Raw genomic sequence first — 11,185 nt, forward strand, 5'->3', positions numbered from 1 at the left:
GACGCCGTTCATGCAGTAGCGCAGCCCCGTCGGGGCCGGCCCGTCCTCGAAGACATGGCCGAGATGGCCCTTGCAGCGGGCGCAATGGACCTCGGTGCGGGTCATCCAGTGGCTGCGGTCGACCTGCGTCTCGACCGCTCCTTCCATCGGCGCGAAGAAGCTCGGCCAGCCGCTGCCCGACTCGTACTTGGTCTCGCTCTCGAACAGCGGCGTGCCGCATCCGGCGCAGACAAACGTGCCGGGGCGTTTCTCGGCGTTGAGGCCGCTCGTTCCGGCCCGCTCGGTGCCGTGCTCGCGCAGGACGCGGTACTGCTCCGGCGTCAGCGTCGCGCGCCACTCGTCTTCGGTGCGAAGTCCGGGATCTGTCCCGATGACGTCGGATCCGGCCATAGTCGCGTTCCTCGGTTCGTCTCTCGTTCGGCAAGATAGTGCCGGGGACCGCTTGTCACGAGTGCGACCCGGTCGCGCAAGAACCGATGATAGGTTGTCCAGGCCTCAGGCCGCCGCGCCCACGGTGTCGGCCATGCGCGCGCCGCGCTGCCCCAGGGGCTTCTGCGGGCTCGTGGTCGAGTCGCGGGCGGTCTGGTGCTCGATCTCGGCGTTGATCTCGCCGCCGAGCAGCACGATGGTGGCCGAGATCCAGATCCAGGTCATGAAGCCGATCACGGCGCCGAGCGAACCGTAGGTCTCGTTGTAATTGCCGAAATTGGCGACGTACCACGAGAACAGGATCGAGGCGGCGAGCCAGAGCAGGCCGGCCACCACGCTGCCCGCGCCGACCCAGCGCCAGCGCGCCCGCTCCCGGCTCGGGCCGTAGCGGTAGAGCACGGCGAGCCCGCCGAGCAGGACGAGGAGCAAAGCCGGCCAGCGCGCCATGGCGATGAGGCGGGCGCCGTCGCCGAGGCCGAGGAAGTTGAACACCACCGGCAGCACGACGATCGCCGTCAGCGCCAGGATGATGAACAGCAGCGCGCCCGCGGTGAAGGTCAGGGAGCGGACGTTGAGCCAGAAGAAGTTGCGCTTCTCCTCCTCCTCGTAGACGACGTTGAGCGCATCGAACATCGCCTTCATGGCGGCGTTGGCGCTCCACAGCGACAGCGTCAGGCTGGTGAAGAAGGTGAAGCCCAGGGCGCCGCCGCCCTTGGCGGCGATGCGCTTCACCTGCTCGCCGATGATGTCGATGGCGCTCTCCGGCAGCACGCCGTGAAGCGCGGAGAGGTGTTCGTTGATCGTGTTCACGTCGGCCACGAGCCCGTAGCAGGTGACGAGCGCGGCGATCGCCGGGAACAGCGAGAGCAGGGTGTAGAAGGTGACGCCCGCCGCCACCGAGAGCACCCGGTCCTTGTTGAACTCGAGGTAGACCCGCGTGGCGATGTCCCACCAGCCGGGGGACGGGATCTCGCCGGGATGGTCGGCGGCGCGCCCGCGATCGGCCTGCGTCGCCGCCACCCATCGGGCGGAGCGGCCCTCGTGGGAATGGGCGCCCCCGTTGGATTCCTTGGCTTCGGGCGGCTCCGGCGGCGCGTCGTCGGGCCGGCGCCGGGGCGCGGCGGCGAGCGCGATCAGCGCCGCGCCCATCATCAGGGTCCAGAGCACGGGGGCCGTGCCCTCCGCGGGCGGACGGGGCGAGGTCGGGGGAAAGGACGGCATGGTTCCGCGGGGTCGGGCGCAGACGCCTTGGGTGTGACGCGGTTCAACCCCGGACCAGGCTTGGCCGTTCCATGGCAATCCGCCGCCGATCGACGAAGTCGCGACGAGGAGACCTCGACCGGGCGTCAGCCGCCCTCGCGCTCCGGCAGCGGCGCCTCGACGGTGAGGACGAGGCCGCGGCTGCGGTAGTCGATCCGGGCCTCGCCGCCGAACTCGGCGGCCAGCACCCGCTCGATCATGCGCGTGCCGAAGCCGACCCGCGACGGCTTCTCCACCGGCGGGCCGTCGAGTTCCTCCCAGCGCATCAGCAGGCGCTTGGGCGCCGTCCCCTCGATGTCCCAGTTGAGGATCACCCGGCCGGACTCGTTCGAGAGGCCGCCATACTTCACCGCGTTGGTGGCGAGTTCGTGCAGCGCCATCACCACGGCGAGCGTCAGGCGGGAGGTGAGGCGCACCTCCGGGCCGCCGACCCGGATGCGGTTGCGCGGACTGACCCGGAACGGCTGCAGCGCGCTCTCCACCGCCTCGGCGAGGGTGACGCCGGCGGTGGTTTCCGAGGTCAGGATGTCGTGGGCGGTGGCGAGCGAGTTGAGGCGCGCGTCCAGCGTCCTGCGGGCGTCGTCGAGGGAGGCGGCGTTGCGCAGGGTCTGGTGCGCGATCGACTGGACCGTGGCGATGGAGTTCTTCACCCGGTGCTTCATCTCGGCGGCGAGCAGGGCGCGCTGCTCGTCGGCCCGCTTGCGCTCGGTCACGTCGAGCGAGATGCCGGCCATGGAGAGCGGCGCCCCGTCCGCCCGGTAAGAGGCACGGCCGCGCAGCTGCACCCAGCGGATCTCGCCGTCGGGCGCCGAGACCCGGTGCTCCACGTCGTAATCGCTGCGGCGATCGATGGCCGCCTTCATCGCCGCCTGCATCCGCTCGCGATCGTCCGGCACCACCGCCTCGACGAGGTCGTCGTAGGTGAAGGGCTCGCCGAGCGGGCGGCCGAAATTCAGCTTGCACAGGTCGGAGGCGACGAGCCGGCGCTCGGCGAGGTCGAGGCTCCAGGCGCCGAGCCGGCCGGCGGCCAGCATGAATTCGAGGCGGTGCTCGCTGCGGGTGAGGTCGTCGTTGCGGCGCTCGACCTCCTGCTCCAGCGCGTCGCGGTCGCGCTGGAGCCGCACCATCCGGTCGCGCTCCAGCGTCACGTCGAACTGCGAGGCGAAGAAGTAGGTGAGCTGCCCCTCGTCGTCGAAGACCGGCGAGATCAGGAGGCGGTTCCAGAACACCTCGCCGTTCTTCTTGTGATTGAGCAATTCGAGCTCGACCGGGACCCGCCGCTCGATGGCGTCGCGGATGCGCGCCACGTCCCGCGGATCCGTCTCCGTCCCCTGCAGGAAGCGGCAGTTGCGCCCCAAAACCTCCTCGCGGCCGTAGCCGGTGAGCTTGATGAAGGCCTCGTTGGCGAAGATGATCGGGTTGTCGGGCCGGTGCGGGTCCGTGATGAGCATCGGCATTCGCGTCGCCTTGACGGCAGCGGCGAACGGATCGGAGCTGTCGGAGACGCGGACCAGTTCGGCATCGATCCGGTCCTGCTCGGCACTGCTGGTCACGTTCGAACGAAACTCCGCGGTTCAGTCACGACACACACCGCGGGCGGCCGGCGGCGCGTGCCGCCGGGACGGCTCACCCCCGGAACCATGTGGCCCGCTCTTATCACCTGCGTCGCGAAGCATCGCATCACAGGCTTGAGAGCGCCAGCACCCGATGCGATGGGCGCTGCGGGTCATGCGTATTCATCGGATACGGCCACGCTGGAAGGCGGGGCGCCATCGACCGGGCCGTCCGCAAAGAGGTCGTCAGCCCCGGTAGAGGTCGGCGTGTTTCTCGCGCAGAAGATTCTTCTGCACCTTGCCCATGGCGTTGCGCGGCAAGTCCGGCGCGAACAGGACGCGCTTGGGGCACTTGTACTTGGCGAGTCGCCCTTCGAGGGCCGCAAGGACCGCCGCCTCGTCCGGCGCGCCCGGGCCCGGCACCACCACCGCCGTCACGCCCTCGCCGAAATCGGGATGGGCGATGCCGATCACCGCGGATTCGACGACCCCGGGCAGCGCGTCGATCTCGCTCTCGATCTCCTTCGGGTAGACGTTGTAGCCGCCGGTGATGATGAGATCCTTGCCGCGGCCGACGATGTGGACGTAGCCGTCGCGGTCGATCTTCCCGAGATCGCCGGTGATGAAGAACCCGTCCACCTTCAGCTCGGCGGCGGTCTTCTCCGGCATGCGCCAGTAGCCCAGGAACACGTTGGGCCCCTTGACCTCGATCATCCCGACCTCCTCGGGACCGAGGGGCGCGCCGGTCTCGGGCTCGACCACGCGCAGGGTCACCCCCGGCAGCGGAAAGCCGACCGTGCCGGCCCGCCGCGGCCCCTCGTAGGGGTTCGAGGTGTTCATGTTGGTCTCGGTCATGCCGTAGCGTTCGAGGATGGCGTGGCCGGTGCGCTGCTCCCATTCCCGGTGCGTCTCGGCGAGCAGCGGCGCGGAGCCCGACACGAACAGGCGCATATGCGAAGCCGCCTCGCGGGTCAGGCCCGGCTCCTTCAGGAGGCGGGTGTAGAAGGTCGGCACCCCCATCATGGCGGTGGCCCGCGGCATCAGCTCCAGGATCTTTTTCGCATCCAGTCGGGGGAGAAACAGCATCGTGCCGCCGGTGGCGAGCACGATGTTGGTGGCCACGAACAGCCCGTGGGTGTGGAACACCGGCAGGGCGTGGATCAGCACGTCCCGCTCGGTGAAATGCCAGTACTGCGCCAGCGTGAGCGCGTTGGAGACGAGGTTGTCGTGACTCAGCATGGCGCCCTTGGAGCGCCCGGTCGTGCCCGAGGTGTAGAGGATCGCCGCGAGGTCGTCCGGCCCGCGGGGCACGTCGGCGAAATCGGGGCTCGCCGCGTCGGCGGCCTCGGCCATGCTGCCGCGGCCGGCGGCGTCGAGGGTGCGCAGCTGCGGCACGCCGGCCGCCCGGGCCACCGCCGACAGGTCGGCCTCACGGGCGGGGTCGCACACGAACAGGGCGGGCTCCGCGTCGCCGAGGAAATAGGCGATCTCGGGGCCGGTATAGGCGGTGTTGAGCGGCAGGAAGACCGCGCCCGCCCGCGCCGCGCCGAGATAGAGGAAGATCACCTCGGCGCTCTTCTCGACCTGCACCGCGACCCGGTCGCCGGGCTTCACCCCGAGGGCCCGGAGCGCGCCGGCATAGGCGCCGGAGCGGGCCAGCAGGTCGGCATAGCTGTAGCGCGCGCCCTCCGACGTCTCGATGAAGACCTTGGCGTCCGGCTCGGCCGGGCAGTGGGCGCGCACGAGGCCGAACAGGTGGTTGACGGTCGGTTCGGCCATCGCGGGTTTCCTCACCAAATGTCCTTCGATGGATCCTTGCGACGGATCCTTGCCCTCCGCATTGGCGCGGGCGCGCGCTTGGTTCAAGCGGGAAGGGTCGTGATCGGGCGCCGAGCGGTCTCACGCCGCCGCGCCTGTCAGCGTCACTCCGTCGGGATGCGCCCGACCGAGCAGAGGGTGCGCAGCGACCCCGCGCTGTCGGTGTAGCAGCTCGCCGACCAGCCGTTCTGCTGGATGAAGGACTTGCGCCCCTCGCTGAGCGCCGTCCGGTAGGCCCGCGCCAGGATCGGCTGCACCACCGAGGCCGGCTCGCCGACCACGAGTTCGGCCGCGATCGTCAGCTCGCGAAAATACTCCGCGGAGGGCGAGGGATCGCTGGAGGACGCCTGCACGATCGGCTGCGCGCGGCAGGTGAGATCGAGCTTCACCCCGCTCGCCGCCCTCACGTCCATGCTCGGCCCGACCCGGCGGCCGGCCTTCTTCGCCCCCGTCGCCTGGGCGATGCGGGCGGCGAGCGCGTCGCACTCGTCGGCCCGCGCCTGCGCGGCGATGGACAGGAGGAACAGGGCGGCGAGAAGCGGGCGAAGCATGGCGGCGGTTCGGTCTCGAGGTCGTGGATTCCGGCTGTCCGCGCCCGGCGGAAAGCCGGCGGATCGGACGCCTTGCCGGCCTTCTTAGGACATCGGCCCGCCGATGGCTTCCGCTTTTCTCCCACCGCCCTGGGCGGCCGGCTTCGCCCAGGTCACGCTGTGGGCTCGCCTGTGGACGATCTCTCGAATGGCTTCCCGTGCCAGCCGCTTGGCCTGTGGACGGGCGCTGTGGACGGATGTGGATGGCCGCCCGGGCTTGACCCTGGCCGGCCCGCAACGGAAACCTTCGCCGCCGCGCCGAGAGACGCGCGGGACACGATCGGAGGACCGAGGATGCCGAACCCGCCGAGCCTCAGACGGCGCAAGCCGACGCGCGCGCCGCTCCTGATCGCGCTGGCCCTCGCGCTGGCCGGACCGGCGGCGGCCCAGGCGCCGTCCCAGGGCGAGCCGGCGGCGCAGCCGCGTTCGTCCCGCGCCAAGGCGACGAATCCGCCGGTCCAGCCGATCCAGATCTGGGACGCGCGCATCGAGGGCGGGGACCTGCGCATCACCGGCAGCGCGCGCAAGAGCGGCGTGACCGTGATCCTCGACGACGACATCTCCGTCCTCTCCGACCGGCGGGGACGCTTCGAGTTCCGGCTGCCCTACCGCCCCCCGACCTGCGTCGCGGTGATCAAGGTCGGCGAGGACGAGCGCGAGGCGGTGGTCGCCAACTGCGCGCCGGAAGGGCCGGCCGGCAAGCCGGGCGAGCCGGGTCCGGCCGGACCGCAGGGCACGGCGGGCCTTCAGGGACCGCCCGGTCCCGCGGGCGCCGCGGGGCCGAAGGGCGACCAAGGACCGAAGGGTGAGACCGGACCGAGGGGAGAAGCCGGCCCGGCCGGACCTCCGGGCGCGCCGGGAGCGAAGGGCGAGCCGGGGCCGAAGGGAGAGCCGGGTTCGAAGGGCGAACGCGGCCCTAAGGGCGATACGGGACCGAAGGGCGATGCGGGCGCGAAGGGCGAGGCCGCCGCGACGGGGCCGGCGCCGTTCCGCGTCGTGCGGGCACGCGGGTGCACCGAGGCGGGCTGCGCGCTCTCCTGCGAGGCGGGCGAGGTGCTGGCCTCGGCCACCTGTCAGACGGGCGGCGCGGCGACCCTCGACGGCGAGGCGAAGGCGTCCTGCGCGGCCGGCAGCGGCGGCATGGTCGGCATCTGCGCCCGGCCGTGAGACTGAGCCGGGGCCTGAGCCGGGCCTGAGCCGGGCTCAGGTCCGCCCATCGAGCCAGGCGAGCAGCCCCGTTGCCGCCGCCCGGCCGCTGGCGAAGGCGGCCTGGAGCAGGTAGCCGCCGGTCGGCGCCTCCCAGTCGAGCATCTCGCCGGCCAGGAACAGGCCGGGCCGCGCCCGCAGCATGAACCGGTCGTCGAGTTCGGCGAAGGCGACCCCGCCCGCCGTCGAGATCGCCCGGGCGATCGGGGCCGGCGCCAGGAGCCGCAGGGGCGCCGCCTTGATCGCCGCCGCCAGCGCGTCCGCCGCGCTCGGCAGGGCGTTGCCGTGCGCCTCGCGCAGCAGGCCGATGGCGGCGGGGCTCAGGGACGCCGCCTTGCGCAGGCGGGTGGACAGGCTCTCGCCGGGGCGGCTCCGGCCGAGGCGCGCCTCGAGGGCGTTCCGATCGAGATCCGGGCGCAGGTCGAGGACGAGTTCGGCGACGCCGTCGCGCTCCACCGCCTCGCGGATCGGCCGCGAGAGCGCGTAGATCACGCCGCCCTCGATGCCGTCCGCCGTCGCGACCGCCTCGCCGCGGGCGCTCGCCGCACCGATTCGCGCGGCCAAGCGCTTGAGCGGCTCGCCCGCGAAGCGCTCCGCGAAATGCGCCGACCACGCGACCCGGAAGCCGACATTGGCGGGCCTGAGCGGCGCGACCGCGACGCCGTTCCCCTCCAGGAGCGGGACCCAGGCCCCGTCCGAACCGAGCCGCGGCCAGCTCGCGCCGCCGAGGGCGAGCACGGTCGCCCGCGGCCGGACGACTTGAGACCCCTCCGGCGTCTCGAAGGTGAGCGCCCCCTCGTCCAGGCCGACGAGCCGGTGCCGGGTGCGGATCGCGACGCCGAGGCCGTCGAGGCGGGCGAGCCAGGCACGCAGGAGCGGCGAGGCCTTGAAGCTTTTCGGGAACACCCGGCCGCTCGACCCGACGAAGGTGGTCTGCCCCAGCGCCTTGCACCACGCCCGCAGCGCGTCCGGCGGATAGGCCGCGACCGCCGCCGGCAGGCGCGGATCGACGGGGCCGTAGCGCTCCAAGAAGTCCGGAAGCGGCTCGGAATGGGTCAGGTTGAGCCCGCCGCGCCCGGCGATGAGCAGCTTGCGGCCGACGGAGGGCATGCGCTCGTAGACCGTGACCGGCCGCCCCGCCCCGGCCAGCACCTCCGCCGCCGCGAGCCCCGCGGGGCCGCCGCCGACGATGGCGATGGCGTTGTCTCGATCCGCATCCATGGTCCGCGGCAAGCCCCGGAGCGAGCGCCGCTGTCAAGCGCCTCTCCCGTTCCGGGCGGCAATCAAGGATGGAAAATCGCGCTGCCCTTGATTCGACGCGATCGGCCCTCTAACTGCCCGGCATCGGCTGCGGGCCCCTCTGGCGGAACGCGCACCGTGCCCCTCGCGATGCTCCCGGAATCCCGGTGAGGCCATTCGTCCGCCAATCCGGCGGACCGCTCGGGAGGGGGGCGGCAGACGCCTCCGCGATGTCGGAGCCGATGCTCTCCCGAAAGCGAAGCATCCGGTCCCGCGCAATGATGATGGATATTCTCACCCACGAGTGGCTCGGCAAACCCGTCTGGATGTGGCTCGGCTTCCACGCCCTGGTGGCCGGCCTGCTGGCCTTCGATCTCGGCCTGCTCCACCGCGACAAGAACCACGAGATCGGGGTGAAGGAGAGCCTGCTCCTCACCGCCTTCTACTTCACCCTCGGCCTCGCCTTCGGCGGCTGGATCTGGTGGATGCTCGGGTTCGACCCGGCCCAGGAATACGTGACCGGCCTCGTGATCGAGAAGTCGCTGTCGATGGACAACGTCTTCGTGATCGCGGTGATCCTCACCTCGCTCGGGGTGCCGCGGGCGGCGCAGCACCGGGTGCTGGTCTGGGGCATCCTCGCGGCGGTGCTGCTGCGCGGCCTGATGATCGGGCTCGGCTCGGCCCTGGTGCAGCAGGCGCACTGGGTGCTCTCGGTCTTCGCCGCCTTCCTGATCTATATCGGCATCAAGATGCTCGTCTCGAAGGAAGAGGACGAGCAGGACGTGCAGAACAGCGCCTCGATGCGCCTGCTCAGGAAGTGGGTGCGCATCACCGACAAGCCGGAGGGTCAGCGCTTCATCGTCCGCCGGCCCGATCCCGAGACGGGCAAGACCGTGCGCTGGCTGACGCCGCTCGCCGTGGCTCTGGTGCTCGTCAACATCGCGGACGTGATCTTCGCCGTCGACAGCGTGCCGGCGATCTTCGCGATCACCACCGACCCCTTCATCGTCTACACCTCGAACATCTTCGCGATCCTGGGCCTGCGCGCGCTCTACTTCGCGCTGGCAGCGATGGTGGACCGCTTCGCCTACCTGAAGACGGCGCTCGCCCTGATCCTTCTGTTCATTGGCGCCAAGATCGTGGTGGCCGACACGCTGGAACTCGTCCACCTGCCGCCGTGGGTGTCGCTCCTCGTCACCCTGGTCCTGCTCACCCTCGGCGTCGTCTACAGCCTGTGGCGCACCCGCGGCGCGGCGGAGCCGGAGAACCAGAAATCCCCGGGGCAGGTCGCGCACCGGACCTGAGGCGCGGGAGATCCACGCGAGCGCCTTTTCCCGATCCGGCACGCTTCGCCCGCGGCGTGTCGGACGGTTCGTTCACGATCCTACGCAATGATGGGGACAGGCCGGGGAACCGGCTGCGTTCCCAGCGTATTCGGGCCCGACCATGCGGCGTTTCCTGACCGGCGGCATCAAGGCGATCCTGGCCATCGCCGTCCTCTCCACCGCCGCCCACTGGGCGATGCGCGTCCAGCGCGAGCCCGCCTCGCCGGCCCTGCCGGTCGCGGCGCTGGCCGACCCCGTCACCACGGGCTCCATCACCGCGCGGAAGGCCGAGCGCGGGAGCACGGAGGCGGAGATCGTGCCGGCCAGCATGAGCGGCCTCGATCAGGACCACCTCGCCAAGCTGATGGCCGGCGCCGCCTCGGAGCGGCCGAAGCTGCAGAAGGCGGTCGCCAAGCGCTAAGGCTCGCGTCATCGGGCCACAAAAAAGGCCGCCGGCCCGAAGGTCCGCGGCCTTGTCGTGCGCGGGAGCGGAAGCAAACGGCTTCCGATTGATCACTCCGGCAATTCCCTGAACTCCGTCATCGCGAGCGTGAGCGAAGCGATCTACCGTGTCTCGGGTCAAGCGGGTTGGAAGGGTTTTCCGGCGCGGACCATGGCATTGAGGGTGGTGACGAGCTTTCGCACGACGGCGATGAGGGCGACCTTGTGGGGCTTTCCGGCCGCACGCAGGCGTTCGTAGAGGCTGCGGAACACCGGGTTGTGGCGGCTGGCGGTCAGGGCGGCCATGAACAGCACGTCGCGCAACGGCTTGCGTCCGCCGGTGATGCTGGCCGAGCGGCTCGACGAGCCGCTGTGACAGGTGATCGGCGCGACCCCGACCAGGGCGGCGACTGTGCGCCGGTTGAGGCGGCCGAGTTCCGGCAGCCACGCCAGCAGGGCGCGGCAGGCGACGGGTCCGACGCCCTTGCAGGTGCGCAGCAGGGCGGCGGTGCGGGCCCGTTCGGCATCGGCGGCGATGGCCTCGTCCAAGGCGGCGCCGATCTCCCGGATCTGGGCGTCGAGCAGGGCGAGGCTGGCGGCGATCGAGCGGCGCACGAGGGCGCTCTCGGTGCGCTCCCTCCGGCACTGCTCGGCCTGCCGCTGATCCTTGAGCTGGCCGAGCCGGGTCATCAGCTCGGCCAGCGCGCGCTGGGCCGGGCTCGGCAGCGGCGGGGCGGGCTCGTCCGCGGTGAAGGCGGCCAAGGCGGCCAGGACAGCGGCGTCGATCCGGTCGGTCTTGGCCAGCTTCGCCTTGGCCCGGGCAAAGGCGCGGGCGCGGCTGGGATGGATCCGGCGCAGCGGCAGTCCCAGCGCGGCGGCGGCTTCGATCAGCGGGCGCTCGTAGCCGCCGGTGGCCTCGCACACGAGGTTGGCGCAGCCGCGCCAGCACGGCTCGGACAGGGCCGCGGTCAGGGCCGTGACCGTGTTGTCGATGTGGGCGGTGCGGCCCTGCAGGTCGGCGAAGTCGACCCACTCTTTCGAGATGTCGGCGCCGAGAAAGCAGGGGGCGGCTGGCGTGGTGGGGGCGGGCGAGGCTACCATGACGAGGCCTTTCGCAAGACAGGCAAGGTCCTCTGGCACCGGATTGTAGGCTCGGGCTGCTCCCGCTCTACCGTTCGTGCTCAAGACCGTGGAGGCGCCGCCGACGGATCAAGATTGCTTGCGACCTCGTGAGTCGATCCAGAAACGATCCCGCCGGCGGCCCTCCCTTTGTCGTTCCTCTTCCGTTTGCGGAAAAGACCGACGCACTCAACGTACAATCCAG

Annotated in this window: 10 protein-coding genes; 3 read left to right on the forward strand and 7 right to left on the reverse strand. The window is 71.3% G+C overall.

Annotated features, from left to right (window positions below):
* The 5 genes from msrB to MFF42_RS08215 all read right to left on the reverse strand — a co-directional run.
* A partial coding sequence (gene msrB / locus MFF42_RS08195) for a peptide-methionine (R)-S-oxide reductase MsrB (RefSeq protein WP_238255302.1) occupies positions 1–390 on the reverse strand: 390 nt, incomplete at its 3' end.
* Between the two features lie 105 nt (positions 391–495).
* On the reverse strand, positions 496–1,650 hold the full coding sequence (locus MFF42_RS08200) for a YihY/virulence factor BrkB family protein (protein ID WP_238255303.1): 1,155 nt from the start codon (positions 1,648–1,650) through the stop codon (positions 496–498).
* Between the two features lie 125 nt (positions 1,651–1,775).
* Positions 1,776–3,242 carry a PAS domain-containing protein gene (locus MFF42_RS08205; protein ID WP_238255304.1) on the reverse strand — a complete coding sequence of 489 codons (1,467 nt, stop codon included), beginning with the start codon at positions 3,240–3,242 and terminating at the stop codon, positions 1,776–1,778.
* A 246-nt stretch (positions 3,243–3,488) separates the two neighbouring features.
* A complete protein-coding gene (locus MFF42_RS08210; protein WP_238255305.1) occupies positions 3,489–5,021 on the reverse strand; it encodes a malonate--CoA ligase in 1,533 nt (510 codons plus the stop codon).
* Between the two features lie 143 nt (positions 5,022–5,164).
* A complete protein-coding gene (locus MFF42_RS08215) occupies positions 5,165–5,611 on the reverse strand; it encodes a hypothetical protein (protein WP_238255306.1) in 447 nt (148 codons plus the stop codon).
* Between the two features lie 333 nt (positions 5,612–5,944).
* On the opposite strand from MFF42_RS08215, the gene MFF42_RS08220 reads away from it, so the two are divergent.
* Positions 5,945–6,817 (forward strand): collagen-like domain-containing protein, encoded by an 873-nt coding sequence (locus MFF42_RS08220; RefSeq protein WP_238255307.1) that lies wholly within the window; start codon positions 5,945–5,947, stop codon positions 6,815–6,817.
* A gap of 36 nt (positions 6,818–6,853) precedes the next feature.
* On the opposite strand, the gene MFF42_RS08225 is transcribed toward MFF42_RS08220, so the two are convergent.
* On the reverse strand, positions 6,854–8,077 hold the full coding sequence (locus tag MFF42_RS08225; protein WP_238255308.1) for a TIGR03862 family flavoprotein: 1,224 nt from the start codon (positions 8,075–8,077) through the stop codon (positions 6,854–6,856).
* A 296-nt stretch (positions 8,078–8,373) separates the two neighbouring features.
* Between MFF42_RS08225 and MFF42_RS08230 the strand changes: the two genes are divergently transcribed.
* Entirely contained in the window at positions 8,374–9,399 is a 1,026-nt protein-coding gene (locus tag MFF42_RS08230) for a TerC family protein (RefSeq protein WP_238255309.1), read from the forward strand.
* A 142-nt stretch (positions 9,400–9,541) separates the two neighbouring features.
* A complete protein-coding gene (locus MFF42_RS08235; RefSeq protein WP_238255310.1) occupies positions 9,542–9,841 on the forward strand; it encodes a hypothetical protein in 300 nt (99 codons plus the stop codon).
* A 158-nt stretch (positions 9,842–9,999) separates the two neighbouring features.
* Here MFF42_RS08235 and MFF42_RS08240 read toward each other — a convergent pair whose 3' ends face one another.
* Positions 10,000–10,962 carry an IS110 family RNA-guided transposase gene (locus MFF42_RS08240; RefSeq protein WP_238255311.1) on the reverse strand — a complete coding sequence of 321 codons (963 nt, stop codon included), beginning with the start codon at positions 10,960–10,962 and terminating at the stop codon, positions 10,000–10,002.
* Positions 10,963–11,185 lie beyond the last annotated feature (223 nt).

Source organism: Methylorubrum podarium, from assembly GCF_022179745.1.
GTDB classification, from domain to species: Bacteria; Pseudomonadota; Alphaproteobacteria; order Rhizobiales; family Beijerinckiaceae; genus Methylobacterium; species Methylobacterium podarium.